The 21,842-nt window shown below is 60.3% G+C and carries 23 protein-coding genes; 11 read left to right on the top strand and 12 right to left on the bottom strand.

What is annotated here, in order from left to right:
• Positions 1-105 precede the first annotated feature (105 nt).
• Complete coding sequence (gene lysS / locus C3Y91_RS19490; protein ID WP_024322926.1) at positions 106-1,599, top strand: lysine--tRNA ligase; 1,494 nt, start codon at positions 106-108, stop codon at positions 1,597-1,599.
• 66 nt (positions 1,600-1,665) lie between these two features.
• Here the strand turns inward: lysS and C3Y91_RS19485 are convergent, their stop codons facing one another.
• Positions 1,666-2,412, bottom strand: coding sequence for a hypothetical protein (locus C3Y91_RS19485; protein WP_130665135.1), 747 nt, complete (start codon positions 2,410-2,412; stop codon positions 1,666-1,668).
• A 178-nt stretch (positions 2,413-2,590) separates the two neighbouring features.
• Between C3Y91_RS19485 and C3Y91_RS19480 the strand changes: the two genes are divergently transcribed.
• From C3Y91_RS19480 to C3Y91_RS19455, 6 genes are all read left to right on the top strand, one after another.
• Positions 2,591-3,499, top strand: coding sequence for a LysR family transcriptional regulator (locus C3Y91_RS19480; protein ID WP_130665136.1), 909 nt, complete (start codon positions 2,591-2,593; stop codon positions 3,497-3,499).
• Positions 3,500-3,618: 119 nt separating this feature from the next.
• Positions 3,619-4,779, top strand: a complete 1,161-nt coding sequence (locus C3Y91_RS19475) for an ABC transporter substrate-binding protein (protein WP_130665137.1) — start codon at positions 3,619-3,621, stop codon at positions 4,777-4,779.
• A 217-nt stretch (positions 4,780-4,996) separates the two neighbouring features.
• Positions 4,997-5,983, top strand: coding sequence for an ABC transporter ATP-binding protein (locus tag C3Y91_RS19470; protein WP_168575708.1), 987 nt, complete (start codon positions 4,997-4,999; stop codon positions 5,981-5,983).
• Positions 5,980-6,945 (top strand): ABC transporter permease, encoded by a 966-nt coding sequence (locus C3Y91_RS19465; RefSeq protein WP_130665139.1) that lies wholly within the window; start codon positions 5,980-5,982, stop codon positions 6,943-6,945. The genes C3Y91_RS19470 and C3Y91_RS19465 overlap by 4 nt, the downstream gene beginning before the upstream one ends.
• A complete protein-coding gene (locus C3Y91_RS19460; RefSeq protein WP_018072710.1) occupies positions 6,935-7,747 on the top strand; it encodes an ABC transporter permease in 813 nt (270 codons plus the stop codon). Before C3Y91_RS19465 ends, C3Y91_RS19460 begins: the two co-directional genes overlap by 11 nt.
• A 13-nt stretch (positions 7,748-7,760) precedes the next feature.
• Positions 7,761-9,188, top strand: coding sequence for a gamma-aminobutyraldehyde dehydrogenase (locus tag C3Y91_RS19455; protein WP_024322929.1), 1,428 nt, complete (start codon positions 7,761-7,763; stop codon positions 9,186-9,188).
• Positions 9,189-9,394: 206 nt separating this feature from the next.
• On the opposite strand, the gene C3Y91_RS19450 is transcribed toward C3Y91_RS19455, so the two are convergent.
• Positions 9,395-10,009: a YjbE family putative metal transport protein gene (locus C3Y91_RS19450; RefSeq protein ID WP_024322930.1), complete on the bottom strand. Its 615-nt coding sequence runs from the start codon at positions 10,007-10,009 to the stop codon at positions 9,395-9,397.
• Positions 10,010-10,188: 179 nt separating this feature from the next.
• Here C3Y91_RS19450 and C3Y91_RS19445 point away from each other — a divergent pair, with 179 nt between their 5' ends.
• Complete coding sequence (locus tag C3Y91_RS19445) at positions 10,189-10,362, top strand: DUF1328 domain-containing protein (RefSeq protein ID WP_024322931.1); 174 nt, start codon at positions 10,189-10,191, stop codon at positions 10,360-10,362.
• Between the two features lie 129 nt (positions 10,363-10,491).
• On the opposite strand, the gene C3Y91_RS19440 is transcribed toward C3Y91_RS19445, so the two are convergent.
• The 8 genes from C3Y91_RS19440 to C3Y91_RS19405 all read right to left on the bottom strand — a co-directional run bounded on the left by C3Y91_RS19440 (position 10,492) and on the right by C3Y91_RS19405 (position 16,726).
• Positions 10,492-11,151, bottom strand: a complete 660-nt coding sequence (locus C3Y91_RS19440; RefSeq protein WP_210267745.1) for a DUF3313 domain-containing protein — start codon at positions 11,149-11,151, stop codon at positions 10,492-10,494.
• Positions 11,152-11,317: 166 nt separating this feature from the next.
• A complete protein-coding gene (locus C3Y91_RS19435; RefSeq protein WP_024322933.1) occupies positions 11,318-12,694 on the bottom strand; it encodes a HAMP domain-containing sensor histidine kinase in 1,377 nt (458 codons plus the stop codon).
• A complete protein-coding gene (locus tag C3Y91_RS19430) occupies positions 12,691-13,413 on the bottom strand; it encodes a response regulator (RefSeq protein WP_024322934.1) in 723 nt (240 codons plus the stop codon). Before C3Y91_RS19430 ends, C3Y91_RS19435 begins: the two co-directional genes overlap by 4 nt.
• A 248-nt stretch (positions 13,414-13,661) precedes the next feature.
• Entirely contained in the window at positions 13,662-13,940 is a 279-nt protein-coding gene (locus tag C3Y91_RS19425; protein WP_024322935.1) for a hypothetical protein, read from the bottom strand.
• 194 nt (positions 13,941-14,134) lie between these two features.
• Positions 14,135-14,626, bottom strand: coding sequence for a hypothetical protein (locus tag C3Y91_RS19420; RefSeq protein WP_024322936.1), 492 nt, complete (start codon positions 14,624-14,626; stop codon positions 14,135-14,137).
• A gap of 136 nt (positions 14,627-14,762) precedes the next feature.
• A complete protein-coding gene (locus C3Y91_RS19415) occupies positions 14,763-15,209 on the bottom strand; it encodes a DoxX family protein (protein ID WP_024322937.1) in 447 nt (148 codons plus the stop codon).
• Positions 15,210-15,266: 57 nt separating this feature from the next.
• A complete protein-coding gene (locus C3Y91_RS19410; RefSeq protein ID WP_018497505.1) occupies positions 15,267-15,731 on the bottom strand; it encodes a tetratricopeptide repeat protein in 465 nt (154 codons plus the stop codon).
• Positions 15,732-15,751: 20 nt separating this feature from the next.
• The gene (locus C3Y91_RS19405) at positions 15,752-16,726 is read right to left on the bottom strand and encodes an MBL fold metallo-hydrolase (RefSeq protein WP_024322938.1); all 975 of its coding nucleotides are present in this window, start codon (positions 16,724-16,726) and stop codon (positions 15,752-15,754) included.
• 300 nt (positions 16,727-17,026) lie between these two features.
• On the opposite strand from C3Y91_RS19405, the gene C3Y91_RS19400 reads away from it, so the two are divergent.
• Together C3Y91_RS19400 and C3Y91_RS19395 are read left to right on the top strand one after the other, a co-directional pair.
• Positions 17,027-17,782 carry a sigma-70 family RNA polymerase sigma factor gene (locus C3Y91_RS19400; protein ID WP_018072697.1) on the top strand — a complete coding sequence of 252 codons (756 nt, stop codon included), beginning with the start codon at positions 17,027-17,029 and terminating at the stop codon, positions 17,780-17,782.
• Complete coding sequence (locus C3Y91_RS19395; RefSeq protein ID WP_018072696.1) at positions 17,779-18,579, top strand: anti-sigma factor family protein; 801 nt, start codon at positions 17,779-17,781, stop codon at positions 18,577-18,579. The genes C3Y91_RS19400 and C3Y91_RS19395 overlap by 4 nt, the downstream gene beginning before the upstream one ends.
• A gap of 54 nt (positions 18,580-18,633) precedes the next feature.
• Here the strand turns inward: C3Y91_RS19395 and C3Y91_RS19390 are convergent, their stop codons facing one another.
• Positions 18,634-19,302 carry a DUF1345 domain-containing protein gene (locus C3Y91_RS19390; RefSeq protein WP_018072695.1) on the bottom strand — a complete coding sequence of 223 codons (669 nt, stop codon included), beginning with the start codon at positions 19,300-19,302 and terminating at the stop codon, positions 18,634-18,636.
• Between the two features lie 93 nt (positions 19,303-19,395).
• Positions 19,396-20,361, bottom strand: a complete 966-nt coding sequence (gene tal / locus C3Y91_RS19385) for a transaldolase (RefSeq protein ID WP_026170946.1) — start codon at positions 20,359-20,361, stop codon at positions 19,396-19,398.
• Between the two features lie 426 nt (positions 20,362-20,787).
• Here tal and C3Y91_RS19380 point away from each other — a divergent pair, with 426 nt between their 5' ends.
• Complete coding sequence (locus C3Y91_RS19380; protein WP_018072693.1) at positions 20,788-21,813, top strand: sugar-binding transcriptional regulator; 1,026 nt, start codon at positions 20,788-20,790, stop codon at positions 21,811-21,813.
• Positions 21,814-21,842: the final 29 nt, after the last annotated feature.

Genomic DNA, 21,842 nt, shown 5'->3' with positions numbered 1-21,842 from the left:
AGCCCCTCCCCACAAGGGGGAGGGTTAGCGCGGAGCCATTCGCGACGCTTCGAGCCAACGGAAACGTTGATTTAGAATTCATGCCGCATCGATGAGGCAAAAGACATGAACGACAAGACTGAAAACACCCTTTCCTCCGACGCGACGGAAGTGCGCGCCCAGAAGCTGAAGCTGCTGCGCGAGCAGATCGGCGAGGTCTATCCGGCGCATTTCCACCGCACGATGACCAATGCCGAGCTCATCGCGAAATATGAGAACCTGGAACCTGACGTCGAGACGCAGGATGTCGTCACCGTCGCCGGCCGCGTATACTCGTCGCGCAACTCCGGCATGTTCATGGACATCCACGATGCCGGCGGCAAGATCCAGATTTTCAGTCACAAGGACACGACCCCGGAAGAAGCCCGCGCCCTGCTGCCGATGATCGACATCGGCGACATCATCGGCGTCACCGGTATCGTGCGCCGCACCAAGCGCGGCGAGCTGACGATCAACGCACAGACGATCACCATGCTGACGAAGTCGCTGCTGCCGATGCCGGAAAAGTGGCACGGCCTCTCCGACATCGAGTTGCGCTATCGCAAGCGCCATCTCGACATCATGACCAACGAGGATTCGAAGCTCCGCTTCCAGCAGCGCTCGAAGATCCTCTCCGGCATCCGCCGCTTCATGGAAAATGACGGCTTCATGGAAGTCGAGACGCCGATGCTGCATTCGGTCTATGGCGGCGCCACCGCCGAGCCGTTCAAGACCCATCACAACACGCTGAAGCTCGACATGTATCTGCGCATCGCGCCGGAACTGTTCCTCAAGCGCACGCTGGTGTCGGGGCTGACCGACAAGGTCTTCGAGATCAACCGGAACTTCCGTAACGAAGGCGTCTCCACCCGGCACAATCCCGAATTCACCATGATGGAGTGTTATTGGGCCTATGCCGACTACGAGGACATCATGGACCTCGTCGAGCGGCTGTTCGAGAGCTTAGCACTCTCCATTCATGGCGCGACGGAATTCCCCTTCGGCGACAAGACCATGTCCTTCAAGGGTCCGTTCAAGCGCGTGCCGATGCCCGATGCCGTCAAGGAAGCGACCGGCATCGACTTCCTCGCCATCAAGACCGATGAAGAGGCGCGCGCCGCCGCCAAGGCTGCCGGCTTTGCGGTCGAGAAGGATTGGACCTGGGGCGAATGCCTCGCCTTCATCTTCGAGGAAAAAGTTGAATCCACCCTGATCCAGCCGTCGCATGTCACGCATTTCCCGAAGGACATTTCGCCCTTCGCCAAGGAAGTGCCCGGCGAGCCGCGTCTCGTCGAACGCTTCGAGACCTATTGCAACGCCTGGGAACTCGGCAACGCCTTCTCGGAACTGAACGATCCCGAAGAGCAGCGCCGCCGCATGGTCGAGCAGCTCGAACAGGCGCATGCCCGCGGCGAAAAGGAAAAACAGCTGGACGAGGAATTCCTCGACGCGATCGACCAGGGCATGCCGCCGGCAGGTGGCCTCGGCATCGGCGTCGATCGTCTCATCATGCTTCTGACCAATGCGCCGTCGATCCGCGACGTCATCCTCTTCCCGGCCCGCCGCAGCAAGGCCGACTGACAGGAACAGACGTAAAAGAATGAGGCGGAGTACCGGGCCGGCACTCCGCCTTTTTATGCCGGTCGTTCAGTGAGATTTGGCGGCTTCTGCCGGCGGCTCTTCCGCCGGCGCCTCGGCCACCACATCGGCGCCGCGGCCCTCGGCAGCAGGCGCGGCTTCGCTTTCGGCCGGCGGTGCTGCGCCATGTCCGCCACCTGCGGCCTTCTTTTCCTTGCCCTTTTCCCCGTTCTTCGTCGAACCAACCGCGACCGGGTCGACGCAATCCTCGGGGTCCTTGAAGGCGGCGCTGATCATGGCGACCTCGTCGAACGGCATCTCTATCCGCTCGCCGAAGAACAGCCCATTTTCACTGGCCTTGCCGTCATAGTAGCGCGCTGTATAGGACTTGTCGTCGAGGCCGGGAACGGTCTTGTCGGGATGCGGGATATAGACGACATCGGCACCGATCGCCCGGCCGCGAATGTCCGCACGCAACGTCGGGCCGTTCTCGTCGAGCACCACCACCTGCACAAGATCCGGCTTCTGCGCGGCATAAACGGCCTGAGCGACACGAAGCGCGGTCTTGACGCGCGTCATCCCGTCGGTCGGTTCGGTCTTGATGTATTTGCGCACCCAGACGTGGTCCTGCTTCCGGATCGTTACCAGGTTGACGTCGCTGCATTCGAGCCCGTAGCCACCACCGGCTGCACCGATCAGCCTGTCCTTGCCGACATAGACCGCCGCACCGCCGGAAACGCCCATGAGAAGAGCGACTCCACCGATGATGATTGCCAATTTCCGGGAAGGCCGGAAGATGCGCAGTAAGGCCTTCACGCCAACTGCTCCGCCATCTGAAACTCCAACGCAGGACAAGTGCTAAGAACGCTAAAGAAATGACGTTTCCGAAAGTTTAAGTGGGCGTATGAAGCCTGCGCCATTTTGAGAAAACACCAAAAAAGGTCCACTTTCCAGGCCGCTTGCCACGGCCTGTTCCGCCATGCTCTAAACGCCCATGGCCTTCACGCTTCGCCAGGTTCAATATTTCATCGCCGTCGCCGAACAGGGTTCGGTGACCCGCGCCGCGCAGAACCTTTCGATCTCGCAATCCTCGGTGACGGAAGCACTGAAGGAGCTCGAAACCGACCTCGGCGTCGAGCTCTTCGAGCGCCATCCGCGCGGCCTGACGATCACCCATAACGGCCACCAGTTCCTGCGCCACGCGACGAAGATCCTCGCCTCCGTTTCCGATGCGCGCACCAGCTTCTCCGGCCAGCAAAGTGCTCTTTCCGGCACACTGAACATCGGCGTCACCTCGCTCGTTGCTGGCTATGTGCTCTCCGATCTCTTGGCGCGATACCGCCGCGCCTGCCCGGGCATCGAGGTCAGCGCCATCGAGGACAATGGCGGTTATCTCGAACATCTGCTGGTCGGCGGCGAATTGGATGTCGCCGTCATGGTGATCTCCAACCTGCGCGACCGCATGGCGCTGCAGGCGGAAATCCTCGAAACCTCGCCCTATCGACTATGGCTGCCGATGGGCCACCCGCTGGTCTCGGCAGACATCATCTCGGTCGCCGACATCGCCCGCGAACCGCTGATCATGCTGACAGTCGACGAAATCGAGGAGAACACCGGCAAGCTGCTCTCAGCACTCGGCGCCCGCCCGCATGTCGCCTTCCGCACCCGCTCGGTGGAGGCGGTGCGCAGCCTGGTTGCAACAGGCGCCGGCGTGGCGCTGCTTCCCGATCTCGTCTATCGCCCGTGGTCGCTGGAAGGCGACCGCATCGAAAGCCGCGATGTCTCCGGCTCGCTGCCGGTCGTCCAGGTCGGTATGGTCTGGCGCAAAGGTTCCAGCCTGCCGCAGGCAGCACGCGATTTTGTCGGCATCGCCGAAAACATGCGCTCCGGCCGCGTCCGCTGATATCGGAATTTCCGATATCGCCTTTCTGATAAATGAATTTGCGAAAGCGAACTTTTCACGTCACCTTTTCAGCCGGGAACAATACGCCACAGAAGTGGCACCAAACCGGGAGACGGATGATGACGAATCTCTTGAAATCCTGCACGGCAGCTATCGCCTGCCTGAGCTTCGCCACGCAGGTGATCGCCGCAGAACCGCTCAAGGCGCTCGGCAAGGGCGAAGGTGCGGTCAGCATCGTGGCCTGGGCCGGCTATATCGAGCGCGGCGAAACCGACAAGAATTACGACTGGGTCACCGATTTCGAAAAGGAGACCGGCTGCAAGGTCTCCGTCAAGACCGCCGCCACCTCCGATGAAATGGTATCGCTGATGAACGAGGGCGGCTTCGATCTCGTCACCGCATCAGGCGACGCCTCGCTCCGCCTCATCGCCGGCAAACGTGTCCAGCCGATCAACACCGATCTAATCCCGAGCTTCAAGACCGTCGACGAGCGCCTGCAGAATGGCCCGTGGTACACGGTCGGCGGCGTGCATTACGGCGTGCCCTATCTCTGGGGGCCGAACGTGCTGATGTACAATACCGACGCCTTCAAGGACAAGGCGCCGACGAGCTGGAATGTCGTCTTCGAAGAGCAGACGCTGCCCGACGGCAATTCGAACAAGGGCCGCGTCCAAGCCTATGACGGCGCGATCTACATCGCAGATGCCGCGATGTATCTGATGGCCCATAAGCCGGATCTCGGCATCAAGGACCCCTACGAACTGAACGAGGACCAGTACAAGGCCGCCCTCGACCTGTTGCGCGGCCAGCGTAAGCTCGTCTCCCGCTACTGGCACGATGCAATGATCCAGATCGACGACTTCAAGAACGAAGGCGTCGTCGCCTCCGGCTCCTGGCCTTTTCAGGTGAACCTGCTGCAGGCCGACAAGCAGAAGATCGCCTCCACTTTCCCTGATGAAGGCGTCACCGGCTGGGCCGACACCACCATGCTGCATGCCGACAGCGAACATCCGAACTGCGCCTATATGTGGATGGAACATTCGCTGAAGGCCAAGGTCCAGGGCGACGCCGCCGCCTGGTTCGGCGCCGTGCCCTCCGTTCCCGCTGCCTGCAAGGGCAACGAGCTGATAGGCGACAGCGGTTGCGCCACCAACGGCTTCGATCACTTCGACAAGATCAAGTTCTGGAAGACCCCGGTCGCCAAATGCGCGACGCAGAGCGAATGCGTGCCGTACCATCGTTGGGTGTCTGATTATATCGGCGTGATCGGCGGGCGGTAAACCGGGCCGATCCGCTTGGGTAAAGTCCCCTCCCCAACCCCTCCCCACAAGGGGGAGGGGCCTTGAATGGCACCGCCGAATTCCTGCCGAAACGCCAAGGTATTTGCGAAAGGGGTACGGCAGATTAAGCCCCTCCCCCTTGTGGGGAGGGGTTTGGGGTGGGGTTATATGAACCAAGACCGCAGCCTCTCTAAAAGCAAAGAAGCCGGAGCCCCCAATGACGTCAGCCGTCCGTTTCCAGCAGGTATCGCGCCATTTCGGCCAGGTTCGCGCCGTCGACGGCGTCGATCTCGAGATCGCGCCGGGCGAGTTCTTCGCGATGCTTGGCCCCTCCGGCTCAGGCAAGACGACGTGCCTGCGATTGATAGCCGGCTTCGAACAGCCGACATCGGGCCACATCCAGATCTTCGGCGAGACGGCAGACGGCGTTCCGCCCTATCGCCGCAACGTCAACACCGTATTCCAGGACTACGCGCTCTATCCACATCTGAACATCCTCGACAATGTCGCCTACGGGCTGATGGTCAAAGGCGTCGGCAAGGCGGAGCGGATGAAAGCGGCAGGCGATGCCCTCGATCTCGTCAAGCTGCCGGGTTACGGCGCCCGCCGCCCCGGTCAGCTGTCCGGTGGCCAGCGCCAGCGCGTAGCGCTCGCCCGCGCGCTCGTCAACAAGCCGAAGGTGCTGCTGCTCGACGAGCCGCTCGGCGCCCTGGACTTGAAACTGCGCGAACAGATGCAGGAGGAGTTGAAGAGCCTGCAGCGCGCGCTCGGCATCACCTTCGTCTTTGTCACCCACGATCAGGGCGAGGCGCTGTCCATGGCCGACCGCGTCGCCGTCTTCAACGACGGCAACATCGTCCAGGAGGGTACGCCGCAGGATATCTACCGCCGTCCGAAGAACCGCTTCGTCGCCGATTTCGTCGGCTCGTCGAACGTCATCGCGCCTGATCTGATGGCCTCGCTCGGCGGCGAAAGACGCTGGGCAAGCCTTCGTCCCGAAGCAATCCGGCTGGCAGGCGACGGCGTCGAGGCGCAGGTCGACAATGCGAGCTTCCTCGGCGCAGCCACGCGCCTCACCGTTGGCATCCGCGGGGCGCGGCTGCACGTGATGCTGCCGGCGGGCGCAGATGTGCCTGTCGTCGGCGCCGGCATACGCCTTGCCTGGCAGCCCGGCGATATCCACTACATGGATGACGCGGCATGACGGCGATCTTCATCACCACCAATGAGGCGACATCGATTCTTCCGGGGCGCGGCGGCCTCTTCGGCCGGCTGTCCGATGCCTTCTGGCGGCACCCGAAACTGCTGCTCTTCCTGATGCTGACGCCGCCGCTGCTCTGGCTCGGCATCATCTATATCGGTTCGCTGCTCGCCCTGCTTCTGCAGAGTTTCTTTTCGATCGACGATTTCTCAGGCCTGGTGAATTACGAATTCACCCTTGCGACCTATGCGCAGCTTCTAAACCCGACGAATTTCGACATCATCATCCGCACTTTCGTCATGGCAGCGCTGGTGACCATCGCTTCCGCCTTGATCGCCTTCCCGATCGCCTACTACACAGCGCGTTATGCGCAAGGCAAATGGAAGGCGCTTTTCTATCTCGGCATCATGCTGCCGCTCTGGTCGAGCTATCTCGTCAAGATCTACGCCTGGAAGCTGATCCTCGCCAAGGAAGGCATCCTCACCTGGACCTTCGAGAAGCTGCATCTCTCCTGGCTGCTGGACGGCATCCTGAACCTGCCTGTTATCGGCGGCAATTCGCTCTCGGTGAGCTACCTCGGCACCTTCATCGTCTTCGTCTATATCTGGCTGCCCTATATGATCCTGCCGACACAGGCTGCCCTCGAGCGTGTGCCCGGCAACCTGATCGAGGCCTCGTCGGATCTCGGCGCCACGCCGCGCCAGACCTTCCGCACCGTGCTGCTGCCGTTGGCATTGCCCGGCATCGTCGCCGGCTCGATCTTCACCTTCTCGCTGACATTGGGCGATTATATCATCCCGCAGATCATCGGCTCGTCCCGGCTCTTCATCGGCCAGGCGGTCTATACCCAGCAGGGAACGGCCGGCAACGTGCCGCTGGCGGCCGCCTTTTCCGTCGTGCCGATCGTCATCATGGCGCTCTATCTCTGGCTCGCCAAGAAACAGGGGGCCTTCGATGCGCTCTGACCTCAAGACATCGCCGCTTCCCCTGAAGATCGCAGCCGCCGGCGGGCTGCTCTTCCTGCACCTGCCGATCCTGCTGATCTTCGTCTACGCCTTCACGACGGAGGAGAAGAGCTATCAGTGGCCGCCGCCTGGCCTGACGCTGCAATGGTTCGCCGTTGCCTGGAACCGGCCGGATGTCTGGTCGGCGCTTGGGCTTTCCGTGCAGGTCGCCGTCATCGCCACGGCGATCGCGCTGGTGCTCGGCACGCTCTGTGCGGCAGCCGTCAGCCAGACGAAATTCTTCGGCCGCGAGGCGATCTCGCTGCTCGTCATCCTGCCGATTGCGCTTCCCGGCATCATCACCGGCATTGCGCTGCGCTCCGCCTTCAGCCTGTTCGATATCCCGTTTTCGGTCTGGACCATCGTGCTCGGTCACGCCACCTTCTGCGTCGTGGTCGTCTACAACAATGCGGTCGCCCGCTTCCGCCGCACATCAGGCTCGCTGATCGAGGCCTCGATGGATCTCGGCGCCGACGGCTTCCAGACCTTCCGCCATGTCATCCTGCCGAATATCGGCACTGCCCTGCTCGCTGGCGGCATGCTCGCCTTCGCGCTGTCCTTCGACGAGGTCATCGTCACCACCTTCACCGGCGGCCAGCAATCGACCTTGCCGATCTGGATGCTCGAAGAACTCATCCGCCCGCGCCAACGCCCGGTCACCAATGTGGTCGCCATGGTCGTCGTGCTCGTTACCTTCCTGCCGATCCTGGCAGCCTATTACCTCACCCGCGACGGCGACCAGATCGCCGGCGCCGGCAAATAACAGGGAGAACATCATGGATATCCAAATGCTGATCGGTTCCCGCTTTGAAAAAGGCACGGAAACGGAAGAGCACGTCCTGAACCCCAAGACGGGCGAGACGGTGCTGGACCTTGCCGAAGCGTCGCTTTCCCAGGTCGACGCCGCAGTCGACGCCGCCGAAAAGGCCTTCACGAGCTGGTCGCAGACGACGCCCGGCGAGCGCTCCGGCTACCTGTTGAAGATCGCCGACGCGATCGAGAAGGATGCCGCCGGCTTTGCCGCACTAGAGGCGCTGAACTGCGGCAAGCCGATCAATGCGGTGCTGAACGACGAAATCCCGGCGATCGTCGATTGTTATCGCTTTTTTGCGGGGGCCGTGCGCAACCTGCACGCACCGGCGGCCGGCGAATACCTGCCCGGCCACACCTCAATGATCCGTCGCGATCCAATCGGCATCGTCGGCTCGATCGCGCCGTGGAACTATCCGCTGATGATGATGGCCTGGAAGCTGGCGCCGGCGATCGCCGGCGGCAACACCGTCGTCTTCAAGCCCTCAGAGCAGACGCCGCTGACGGCGCTGAAAATGGCGAAGCTGCTCTCGGGAATCCTTCCCGAGGGCGTCGTCAACGTCATCCTCGGCCGCGGCGAAAGCGTCGGCAACGCGCTGATCAACCATCCCAAGATCGGCATGATCTCGATCACCGGCGATGTCGCAACCGGCAAGAAGGTGCTGCAGGCCGCCGCCAAGACAGTCAAGCGCACGCATCTGGAACTCGGCGGCAAGGCCCCGGTCATCATCTTCGACGATGCCGATATCGATGCCGTCGTCGCAGGCATCCGCACCTTCGGCTATTACAATGCCGGCCAGGACTGCACCGCCGCCTGCCGCATCTATGCAGATGCCAAGGTCTACGACAATTTCGTCGCCGACCTCTCCTCGGCCGTCTCGAGCATCCGCTTCAACCAGGCCGACGATACCGAAAACGAGATCGGCCCGCTGATCTCCAAGCGCCAGCGCGACCGCGTCGAAAGCTTCGTCGCCCGCGCTTCCGAACACAAGCACATGGAGATCACCGCCGGCGGCAAGGTCTCCGGCGACAAGGGCTTCTTCTTCACGCCGACGGTCATATCAGGCGCCCTGCAGGACGACGAGATCGTCCGCCGCGAGGTCTTCGGCCCGGTCGTGTCAGTCACCCGCTTTTCCGATGCCGATGATGCGGTTGCCTGGGCAAACGACAGTGATTATGGCCTGGCCTCCTCCGTCTGGACCAGGGATATCGGCCGCGGCATGAAGACTGCCGCCCGCCTGCAATATGGCTGCACCTGGATCAACACCCATTTTATGCTCGCCAACGAGATGCCGCATGGCGGCCTCAAACAGTCGGGCTACGGCAAGGACATGTCGGTCTACGCGCTGGAAGACTACACCGCCGTACGCCACGTGATGATCAATCACGGCTGACCGGCGAAAGATATCCCGTGGATATGAAGCGCGCCTCGGGGCGACCGACTGCTCGACGGCGACATCCGCATCATCGACCGCGAAGGCGGTTCTCGGCGGTGACGCCTTTGTCAGTCCCGCCGTGTCGACGCCGGTGCTCTTCTCACGCGCCGGCAAGGCCCCTCTCGTCATTCGCGCCCAGCCGCTGAGACGCCGGCGGGATTATCTCAGGCCGCGTGGCCGTAAAGCGCCAGCAATTGTCCGCCGCCGCTCCAGATCATGTCGAGCGCGACATAGACGATGATCGCAAGGCCGATCCAGCCGATCCACCTGAAGCGATTGAGCAGCCTGGCGACGAAATTCGACGCGACGCCCATCAGCAGCACCGAAAGGATGAGGCCGAAGATCAGCGCGTTGATGTTCTCTTTCGCAGCGCCGGCGACGGCGAGCACATTGTCGAGCGACATCGAGACGTCGGCGAAGATGATCTGGCCGATCGCCTGCCGGAAGAGCTTCGGCTTGATGTGGGAGACGTCGTGCGCTTGCTCCTCGTCGGCCGAGAGCAGCTCGCGGGCCATTGTCCAGCAGATCCACAGCAGCATCAGGCCGCCGGCAAGCGTGATGCCGGTGATGACAAGAAGCCTGGCGGCGATGACGGCGAAGATGATGCGGATGACGGCCGCCGCTGCAATGCCGACGGCGATCGCCTTGCCGCGCAGCTCGCTGACGAGGCCGGCCGCGGCCATGCCGATGACGATGACATTGTCTCCCGACAGCAGGAGATTGATCATGATGACTTCGAAATAAGCGGAGATTGTATGCTGGTCCAGAAAAGCTGGCATGATGACGGAGCTTTCATCGACGGGGCAAATCGATCGTTCCTTGAAACAGATCGTACGGTCTTTGGAAAGACCGCATTTCTCCCCCGCGTTTCTCCAAAGAGATCGCCATTCCATTCAAACGATCTGGAACATTTTCCCGGTTGCTGCGTCTTTCCCAGGCAAACGCAAAGGATGATGTCATGCTGAAATGGGCTCTGATATTTTTCGTGGTCTCGATCATCGCCGGCTTCTTCGGTTTCTCGGGCGTCTCCGCCGCCACCGCGACAATCGCCCGCGTTCTCTTTGGCATCGCGCTGGTGATCTTCCTGATCTTCCTTGTCCTTGCACTGATGGCCGGCCAAGCAATCCTATGAGCGGTTGCAGGGCCGCTTGAAGACATCGAGGCCGCATCACTTCTGCATGCGGCCCTTCCTCTCTGTTGTCGAACGTCTCGGCCAGTTCGGCCGTACATGGAACATGGCTAGGTCTTTTGCTCCTATCGCCTATTTCAACTCGGCAAGGAGAGCATCGGCACCTTTGCGAACGCCCACCATGGAGGCGTCCATCGCCGTGAAGCTTGCGCCGATATTCATCGCATTGGGATATTGCTTGGTGACATAGGACGACAGGAGACGATTGCTTGCTGCATCATAGATCTCCACGGCATAATTCACCGAACCGGTCATCGAACCTTCTCGGCCGCGAGCGGCCTGGACGGTATTGTACAATCCGCCTGCGACGTCGATGCGCGTGACCGTTCCGAGTACCGCAGTCGTCGCCTTCGCCCCCGTCAGCGTCAGATGCAATCTGAGAGTTGCCGGAGCGACAGCGCTGACGACCGCAAAGCGCGTCTTCAATTTTTCGGTGAATTGAGTCTGCATGTAATTGGCCAGGAAGATCCTGTCTTTTTCCGGAAGCTTGCCAAACTGACTGTCAGGACCGTTATAGACGGTTACGGGATCGACGATGATCCGGTTGTACTGGCTCCAGTTGACTTTCGTCTGATAGTGATACGGCACGCGGCCGGTTTTATCCTCAGTGTTCGGCTGGAGCTGTGATGCCGAAGCAAGTCCGGAATAAACCGTGGGGTCAGGGGTCGTGCATGCGGCAACGCTCGAACAGGCAAGCATCACTGCAACGCCGATTTTCAGATTTTTTATCAAGGACTTGGCTCCAGCTTTGGAAATGCCGAATGGCATGGGATCTGCTGGCACCGGTTTTATGGAATTCGAATGTTGCTGTGTTTGCTATGATATGCGGAAATGTTCGCGAGCCGTCTTTTGCCGCGAAGGCAGCGCGATGCGTGACGACGCCACGACGGGCAGTAAGTCAATGTGATGAAGGGATCGACGGCGAGCCTCCGGGCTGGATCCCCTGAGGGGCGGGAAGATCGATCACGACGACCAGGCCGGTGGGCTTCCTGTCCAACAACGTCAATTGTCCATTGTGCGCTTTGGTGACGATCCCTTTGGCGATCGGAAGGCCGAGCCCAAGCCCGGAACCGCCTTTGGCACCGATCTGGCGGGATTTGTCCGCTTTGAAGAACGGCTCCAGAACTTTCGCCTTGGCCTCATCGGTCAAACCAGGGCCGTTGTCGCCCACCGATATTTTGATCCCGCCATCGTCGCTCTCTTGCAGATCGATTTCGACTTGCTTTGCATAACGAGACGCATTGTCAACCAGATTGGTAATTGCCCGAGTAAGGGCCTGAGGTTTGCAGATAAACGCCAGCCGCCGCGGACCGGTGAAGCTCACATCGATGCCCATGTCGGAGAAGTCTGTCGCAATCGTCTGCAGCAGGCTTGAGATATCGACCTTTCGATCAGTCTCCGCAGTGGATGCGTCTTTGAAATAGGCCAGGCACTCGTCGATCATGAAACTCAAGGTGGCGATATCGGCCAGCATCAGGCTGCGAAGCTCGGGCTCGCCAGAACGCTCGGCACGCATCCGCAACCTCGTCAGAGGTGTCCTGAGATCATGACCCACGCCACTCAGCATTCTTGTTCGATCCTCCGCCATGCGCTGGATTCGATCGCTCATGACGTTCAGCGATTCCGCCAGACTTCGAATCTCGGATGCGCCGTCCGGCTCGAAAGGCTTTTCCCAGCTGCCCTCCATGCTCGCTCGCTTTGCAGCGGCGGCAAAGTGCCTTAGAGGCTCGGTGATGAGCCGGCTGCTGAAATATGCGAGCAGCACCAATGGGATGACGATCTTCAAAAATCCACTTGCGGCAGCCGGAACAAACCAGACATGGCTGGGAAAAACCGGCAGTTGAAAGACGAGGGCGCGCTTGTCGTCGATTCCGACAGTCAGGACATCAGGGTGCGATTGACCGATGACGAAGCGATGAAATGCCGCAAAAATATTGTCGGCGAGCATGGTGTTGATACGTGCCACCAACTCGCCTGGAGATACCATCTGCTGTTTGCCGGCAAGCGGCCGGTCCAGGGACAGTTTTTCGACCCCAACGCCGAGTGCCGCTGCTCTCTTGAGAACGGCGACTTCGTCTTGCGCTGAACTTGCCTGCGCAAATTGCTCCGTGACCATCGCCGCCCTGGCAGCAAACAGGCCGTTTTGAAACCCGCGGTCATGACGGCCGTAGATATAGGGTTCCATGGCGGTTGCCACCACGGAAACGAGCACGACAAGGAAGGTCGCCAATACGAGGATCTGACTTTGGATCGAAGCGCGCCGAAAATTTCTCAAGAGAGACGCTCTACCTTGGATGCGAAGAGATATCCCCCCAGCCGCACCGTCTTTATGAACGTCGGATCTTTCAGATTTGGTTCGATCTTTTGCCTGACCCGGCTGATGTGGGCGTCGATGCTGCGCTCGACCGGTCCTGCCGATCCGGCATGTGTCATCGACAAGAGCTGTTCGCGCGTCAAAACCTTGTTGGGATTGCAGCAGAACGCCAGGAGGATATCGAACTCCGCGGTTGTCATGGAAACCTGCGCTCCGTCCGCGTCGTGGAGTTGACGGCTTTTGGGATCGATGCGCCATCCTGAGAACACCATCGGTCCAAGTGCTTCCTCCTGATGATGCGCATATGACGCTCTTCGGAGAATACTCTTGATCCGGGCCAGCAGCTCGCGGGAGTTGAATGGTTTCGTGACATAGTCGTCGGCTCCGAGTTCCAGGCCGAGAATACGATCGATATCCTCCTGGAGCGCCGTCAGCATCAGGATTGGCACCGAGCACGACGCACGAAGCCGCCTGCAGATGCTGAAGCCGTCCTCGCCCGGCAACATCGCATCGAGGACGATGAGATCGAATTGCTGTCGCGCCATCATTCGATCCATAGCCGCGCCGCTCTCCACCGACGAGGCCTCGAAGCCACTGCTTCGGACAAGGTCCACCAGCATATCCGCGATGGCGGGATCGTCTTCGACAATGAGGATATGAGCCTGATTGGGAGCTGCCATTTCATATGCCATTCGTCATTCGCTCTCTTGCCGGGAGATGTCCCTCGGCGCGAAATTACCACGTTTCACCGTGTCAAGGTCAGGCGGGCTCGGCCACTGTCAACCGCGGTGGTATTCTCCCGGTCATCGGACACCACGCGACCTGCCCCGCACCGACACGGCTCCGCCTTTAGGATATCAAATGTCATGCAATGCTATATTCGATAATGTTGAGATATGTTGCGGGATTTTCGACACGGAGTCCGCCGTCAAAACTGGCTTTCGGGATCGCCACTGATTTCCACCTTGCCACCTTGGATTGCGCTATCGATGATGACGGTGGCGATGAAACACATCCGAACGACCAGCAGGCAAAAGAACACCAGAGAGACGATCGCCGTCGTGTAATGCTTCAACGCTGAGCGCTTCGGGAGCCGTGCGGTGAGCTTGTGGAGAACGTTTCTGGCGAGACGACCGATCGCCACCAGCAGGAACAATGCCGTGATGATATATCCGCTTGCTGACGCTGCCCCGAGCAACTGAAACACGAGAAGGCACCCGCACCACGTAAAAAGTTCTGGTCTCGGAATGACGCTTTCGAGCCCACGAAACCCGGCAGAAAGATGCCCATAGGATCCGTCCGGAACGAGGCGCGGCATGGCCGGCTGGAGAGACAGTGCCGGGCCATCGGGATCTGAACCGGGCAAAGACCGGTGCGTCGGCGATGAGAATTCGCCCACGTCTAATCAGCTCGCTCCGCGCTTGATGTGGCGCGGCGACTTAAAAGAAGAGATGTGGCGGCACGCCACCGGGATGCCTTCGCCGTGCCTGCAGTCACTGTCTCGTTTGCAGCCGGGGCTCTTTGGACTGCAGCAATTCTGCCTGTCCTTGATTCCGTGAGGGCCGCGACCCTTCGCAGAAATGCGTCGCTGTCGAATTCCTTCGAGGAGCGAACCGACTTTGCTGTCGATTGGGCCGTGTGGAAAAATACCTCCAGATTGATGACCGGTATCGGCTGGATGTTTCGGACCATATCGATATCCGATCGCATCGTTACGGCCAGAAAATATCGGTCCGAACGCAGGGCGTCGAAGAGCTCCGGCACCGAGGACACAGCCGCCGCGACATATCCGTTCTCAGTCAATTTCGAGACGATGTCGAAGGCAGCGCCTTTGCCGAGAAAGACGAGAATTGGCTTTTGCTGATTGCTTTGCGCGGAAGACATCACTGGCACACTCCTGACTTGTCGCCAAAAGTGTAGCCCGCATCGATGCTTTGGTTTGTTCGGTTTTATTCGATTTTATTGCGCGCGCGAGCGCTCGCAAGGTTCGTCAACGTTCATCCGAATGTGGTGGTACCTCCGTGCATATTCACGACAACGCCGCTCTAAGCCAGGGATGCATCCCGGCCCGCTTTCTCAGCAGCCTGTCGATCGATATGGCTCCCGCACCCGAAGCCGCCAGGACGAACATGCCGCCGGCAATCGCCAGGTCTTTCTCGAAATGCAGCAGCTCGTTCTGGCTCGCAAAGTTCGTGTGAAAGAGCAAGGCGGTCGCCAGGCAGAAGAGCGCCAGCGCCAGTGCGCCAAGCCGAGTGAGGAAGCCTGTCGCGACGGAAAGGCCGGCGCCGATCTGAAGGGCAATGGTGGCAAGCGCGACCGGCGCCGATAGCCCCAGTTTCGCGAAAATGTCGATGGTCGCCGTGATATCTCCCGCGAGCGACCAACCTTCGTGCAGGAAAATCAGCGACAGCAGGAGCCTGCCGAGGAAAAGAATGAGATCGGCCAGTCCGGGCCGGCTTGAGGCGCTTTCCATCATACCCTCCGGTTTGAAGAGCAGGCGGCTCTCCCGCCTGCTCTTGCGTTCATATGCTCGTCAATTGCCGCCCTTGGCCGCGATGACCTTTTGCAGATCTTCGAGTTCCTCGCAGCCGCTCGGACAAAGTTGCTTCAGCGATGACACCTGCTCCTCCGCCTTCGCCATCTCGCCCGTCTCGACATAGAGTTCGCCGAGATATTCACGCGCTGCCCTGTGATCGGGCTGCAGCTCCAGCGCCTTGGTGTAGTAGGTCAGCGACGTTCTGTAGTCGCCCGTCTTGCGCAGCGTATATCCCATCAGATTATAGACATCCGCCTGCTGGTTGTCTTCGGCAAGGCCGCGAAGCTCTGCCAACGCATCAGCATAGTCCTTGGCATCGATCTTGGCGCGCACCGAGGTCAGGTCGGGAGCGTCTGTCGATTGCATGTTGTCGACGGCAAAGGCGGGAAGCGCCGTCACCGCGGAGAAGCCTGCGGATATAGCGCAAAGCCAGATGTATCCGAGAATTGCATATTTCGTCATGGTGATCTCCTTTCGGCCTTTCAGGCCTGGATTGTCGGCGTGAAGCCATAGGCGCTTCCGTCCTTGACAAAGGTGCCGGAGCCAGGGAATGGGAAATGTGAGCCGCAAATCGCGATATTGTCGGCAATGATGCGGTCGATAAGACGGCGGCGCGTGTCGATGGCCGTCGGTCCATCCTGGTCGTAGCTGCCCTGCCATTCAGGATGGGGTGCGAGCAGCGCCGGCACATACATGATATCGGCCGAGACGAGCAGTTGCTTGCTGCCGGAGGCGACAAGATAGGTAGAATGGCCTGGCGTGTGGCCGGGCGCGGCGACAAGCTGCACGCCGGGTGCGACTTCGGCGCCATCGGCGACGAGCTTCCAGTTCTTCCATTTCGGAAAGACCCCGGCGATGCGCTTGCCTGCCGGCTTGCGGCCTTCGGCGAGCTTTTCGACGCGGCCGGGCGCGGTCCACCAATTGTATTCGTCGGCATTGACGATGAGCTCGGCATTCGGAAAGACGGGATTGTTGGTGCCCTTTTCCATCAGTCCCCAGACATGGTCGGGATGGAAATGCGAGATCATGATCGTATCGATCTTCTTGTAGTCGATCCCCGCCGCGGCCATGTTCGCCGGCAGATGGGTGGCATTTTCCTGCCACTGGCCGACGCCCGAGCCGGCATCCATCATGATCAGGCGGTTACCGAGCTTCAGGACCACGACGGTCAGCGGGATCGGCATGAATTCGGTGGTAAGCCCGGCTTTCGATAGCGCCTCCTTGGTATCCTCGATCGAGGCATTCTTGATGAAGGCCGGGTCATGCGGCTTTCTCCAGATGCCGTCGTAGATTGCCGTGATCTCGATATCGCCGACCTTGTATTTATAGAAGCCGACCGCCGGCTCCAACGGTGTTGCAGCAAATGCCGGCATGACGAATTCAAGCTTCGACGACAGCCCGAATGCAGCAGCCGCAGCAGCCGACCCCAGGACGGCGCGACGTGACATGGTAAACATGACTATGCCTCCTCTTGTTGATGGCATTTCTGGTGGCGAAGACGGCTATTGCTCAGATGTCCTCGCTGACGAACTAGATCGCCGGCAGGGAACGCTTATTCCCGATCTTGGGCTTTATTTCTTCAAGTGATTGAAAAACAATCGTGATTTCTATCGCGTGCGGCCAGTATCCCGCTGCATGCAGAAAAATCGGCGCCGGCGTGGAATAAAACCGCGTGCCGATCGGTCTAGACGGCAAGGGGCCGCATTGCATGCCTGCCGGTCTCACGCCTAAATTCGGCTGCTGTTGAGGCAGGGAGGATGATGACAAACGCTCAGATCACCTATCCCGTCGGATCGACCGATTGGATGCTGCTGTTGGCCAGGCACGCGTCAGGGACCCGCATTCGACCATCACCGCTAGCGATGTTTCTCGGTGGCGTGGGCCGACTATTGCACCTCATGGTCTCGGAAAAATCGAGCAGCGATCCGATCGCTTCGACGGCGGATGCGACCATGCAGCACGAGTTCATGCAGCGCTTTCAGGACATGATCGTTCCGCATCTTGACGCGGCCTATAATTTTGCCCGCTTCCTCAGCCGCGACGCGGATGCCGCACAGGATATTGTTCAGGAAGCGTTCCTGCGCGCCTACCGCAATTTCGACACCTATCGTGGCGGCGATCCGCGCGCCTGGCTCTTTGCCATCGTGAGGAACTGCTGCCATGTCTGGCGCCAGCAGGATCGCCGCAAGGCGCGGTTCGAGCAGCCTTTGGGCAATGACGGCTACCCTGACCCTGATGAGGGTGGTGAGTACCAGATCGCCTCGGAGGAGGATTCGCCGGAAACGGCAACGATCCGGCGAAGCGAGCAGCAACGCGTGCGCGCTGTTATCAGCAGCCTTCCGGAAGCGATGCGGGAAATTCTTGTCTTGCGCGAGCTTGAGGATCTCTCCTACCGGCAGATCGCCGAGATCATCGATGCGCCGATCGGCACCGTCATGTCGCGGCTTGCCAGAGCGCGGCGTGATTTTGGCGATGCCTGGGATGCATGCAACAAGAGCGAGACGGCAGGATGAGTGAGGCCAATCAGAAAGGCTGCCCGGAATGGCGCGTCATGCTGCACGGCTTTGTCGATGGCGAACTCGATTCCGTCCATGCGGCGCAATTCGAGGATCATCTTGCCACCTGCGCGCATTGCAGGGCGGAGATGGAAAGGGTCCGTGCCGTGAGAGAGATTATCGATCAGGAAGGCGTCAAGTGGCAGCCGCCGGAGGCATTGCGTTCGCAAGTCCTGTCGATGCTGTCGTTCGAAGAGACGGCGGCGGCATCCAGCCTGCCGCTGCCGCGCCGGGTGCCCATCTGGCGCCGTGCCCTGGATTTCATCCGGCAATGGAGCTTCGTGCCTTCGCTCGCGGTCCTGGCTGCAAGCGCCTTCCTGTTCGCCAATGTACCGTCGCAGACCCTGCTTTTGCAGGATCAGATCATGGCCAGCCATGTCAGGTCGATGATGGCCGATCATCTGACCGACGTGCTGACCTCGGACCAGCATACGGTCAAACCGTGGTTCAACGGCAAGATCGATTTCTCCCCGCCCGTCAGCGATCTCACCAAGGATGGCTTTCCGCTGGTCGGCGGGCGTGTCGACTATATCGGTGATCGCGCCGTTGCCGCCCTCGTCTACCGGCGCCACGGCCACGTCATCAACCTGTTCATCTGGCCTGCAGCATCGGCCACGCAAACGACGACGGTGCATGACGGCTACAACATGACACAATGGTCGGATGGCGGGCTCGTATTCTGGGCGATTTCGGATGTTGCCGCAGGTGATCTCGGCGAGTTCGAGTCCTTCTTCAGGGCGGCGGCGAGAGCATGATGCCGAAAAGTGTGAGCGGTTTTCGGACGACATCATGCTCCACTTTTTGATGATCTAAAGCAGGCTCGCCCCGACATTGATCGCGAGCGCCAGGATCGTCGTGTTGAAGAGGAATGATAGCACGGCATGCAGCAGCGTCAGCTTGCGCATGCTGGTCGAGCTGACCGCGACATCGGCCGTCTGCGCAGCAACGCCGATGGTGAAGGAGAAATAGAGGAAATCCCAATAGCCGGGTTCCGTGATCCCGTCAGGAAACTTCAGGCCGCCTTCCTCGTCCGATCCGCCGTAGAAATAGTGGGCATAATGGATGGTGAAGAGCGTATGCAGGAAGATCCAGGAGATCAGGATCGTCAGTACAGCGGCACCTGCCCGCAAGAGCGCGATGTCGGGCGCCTCCTCCTTGATCGAATGCAGCTCGAGGCCGATGCCGGCGATGCTGGCAAGGGCGGTGCCGATCGAGAGAGCCAGCAGGACGGTGTCGGAGAAATCGAGATCCTCGGAGCGCTTCCTGATGCTTTCGACCGTCGCCCGCAGCATCTTGCGCCAGCTGAGTGCGACAAAAACGCCGGCGCTGACATTCCAGCCGAACAGGATGTTGCCGGCGTTCGCCTCGCGCGAGGTCACAGCCAAGAAGACCGCCAGCCCGGCAAGGACGGCGATGATGAAGCTCGCATGCTTGTAGGCAAATGCCACCAGCGAATTTGCTCGTTCCTCATCCGCCATATCAGTCTCCGACAGCATATGCCCTTGATAAAAGTACGAAAAAGGCGCGCCTGCCAGCCGGCAGCCGCGCCTTCGATTGCATGCCGTGCCTTATCAGGCAGCGGCGAGCTGCAGTTCCCTCTGCACCATGGTGCGCAACGTTCCCAGATCCTTGGCGAAGGCGCGGATGCCTTCGGCGAGCTTTTCCGTCGCCATGGCGTCTTCGTTCATCATCCAGCGGAAGGTCTTCTCGTCGACCGAGACCTTCGGGTCCGGCTTGCGGCTCTCCGGCGAGAGCTTGCGCTCCAGCTTGCCTTCGTCCTTGGCCAGTTCGTCGAGCAGATTCGGGCTGATGGTCAGGCGGTCGCAGCCGGCAAGGGCTTCGATTTCGCCGGCGCTGCGGAACGAGGCGCCCATGACGATCGTCTTGATGTCGTTCGTCTTGTAGTAGTTGTAGATTTCACGGACGGAGATAACGCCCGGATCTTCCTCGGCCGTGTAGTCCTTGCCGGTCGACTTCTTGTACCAGTCGAGGATGCGGCCGACGAAGGGCGAGATCAGGAACACCTTGGCGTCGGCGCAGGCGATCGCCTGGGCCTTGCTGAAGAGAAGCGTCAGGTTGCAGTCGATGCCTTCCTTCTGCAGCACTTCAGCGGCACGGATGCCTTCCCAGGTGGAAGCGAGCTTGATGAGGATGCGGTCCTGGCCGATGCCGCGATCCTTGTAGGCGGCGATGATTGCGCGCGCCTTGGCAAGCGAAGCCTCGGTATCGAAGGAAAGATCGGCGTCGACTTCGGTCGAGACGCGGCCTGGGACGAGCTTCACCAGGGCTGCACCGACGGAGATGGCGAGACGATCGGCGACGGCAGAAGAAACGGCTTCCGGATTACCGCCCTGCTTCTTGCCCCAGGCGACGGCTTCCTTGATGGCGTCGGCGAACATCGGCGTGCCAAGAGCCTTGAGCACGATGCTCGGATTCGTCGTGCAATCCACAGGCTTCAGGCGGGCGACGGCCTCGATGTCGCCGGTGTCGGCGACCACGGTGGTAATCTCGCGGAGTTGGTCAAGCTTGGATGTCATGGTCAATAATCCTTGTTGAACTTGGGCTGCGACCGGCGCGCGTTCCGCCGGGCAAAGGTGATCTACCGACAGGTTGTTTGCATACTGCAGGCGAAAATGCGCGCATCCGTCACGGATGATTCATAAACGTGAAGGACAGTGGCCATGTTCCGGCCGTGAACCAACGGCTGCTCGGACGCAAGCGATGCCGCTTGCGGCTGGAAGGCCGGTCGTGACTTTCGGCATGCCCGCACTATGTCCTCCTCGGACGGACAAGAACGACGTGTATCACCCGGACTATCGCCATTCGGCTAACGAAAAGTCAAGGACATTTGTGCATTTCAATTGACATAAGTGTCACACCCGTCATTATCCCCGGCAACAAAAGCGTCGCTAAGGCCTTTCATCCCATGAGGGATCTAGGGCGGGAAATCGTGCGGAGGAGATGTGGTCAAGCTCAAACGCGGCACGCACACGGCCTATTCCGAGGCATCCTCGCTGCGGCTAAGGGCGGCATGGCTCTATTACAACGAGGGCTTGACCCAGAAGGACGTCGCCGAACAGCTCGGCATCAGCCGCACCACCGTCATCCGCCTGCTCGACGAGGCGATGAAACGCAGCGAAGTCCAGATCTGGATCAACGATTCGATCGGCGACTGCGTTGAACTTTCGGTGAAGCTGGAGCGTGCCTATGGCCTGGACGAGGCGATCGTCGTCCCTGCACCGGTCAATGGCGACGTCAACTCGCTGGCTAAAAATGTCGGCTTGGCGCTTGGCCAGTTCCTCTCAGAAGCGATCCCGGACGATTACACCATCGGCGTCGGCTGGGGCCGCACCATGACTGCCTCGCTGTCGAGCTTCCGGCCGCCGCGACGCGCCAATTGCAAGGTCGTCTCGCTGCTCGGCGGCATCGTCGCCGTGCATCAGACGAACCCGATCGATTACACATGGCGGCTGGCAAACCAGCTTGGCGCCGAATGCTACATGTTCCTGGCACCGCTTCTCGTCGATTCCATCGAGACCAAACGCAATCTGATCGAGAAATGCGGGCTGGACACGATTTATCGTCTCGCCGAGAACCTCGATCTGGCGATCGTCAGCTGCGGCGATATCGGCCCGCATTCGACCTCGCTGTCGGAGGGCTGGATATCAAAGGCCGAGTTGCAGCAATTGGTCGATGCCGGCTGCGTCTGCGACACGATGTTCAACTTCCTCGACAGGGACGGCAATTCGGTCGACCATTCGATCAATCGGCGCGTGATGTCCGTCGATCTCGACACGCTGAAGGAGGCCAAGCACATCGTGCTCTCCTCCGGCGGCGCCCATCGGGCCGTGGCGATCCGTGCGACGATCAAGCGCATCGGCTGCAACACGCTGATCACCGATGAAAGTGCTGCCCGGGCGTTGCTGGAACTGGCCGAGACATCACCATCTGCCATTTCTCCGCAGCAGGGAGAAGTGGCAGAGCGATGAGCGGCGACGACTCCGCCCTCCGCCCGCGA

This window comes from Rhizobium ruizarguesonis (assembly GCF_012349115.1).
In the GTDB taxonomy this organism is placed as follows: domain Bacteria; phylum Pseudomonadota; class Alphaproteobacteria; order Rhizobiales; family Rhizobiaceae; genus Rhizobium; species Rhizobium ruizarguesonis.
The sequence above is the reverse complement of the archived record's forward strand: the minus strand, read 5'-3'. Positions and strand labels throughout refer to the sequence as shown.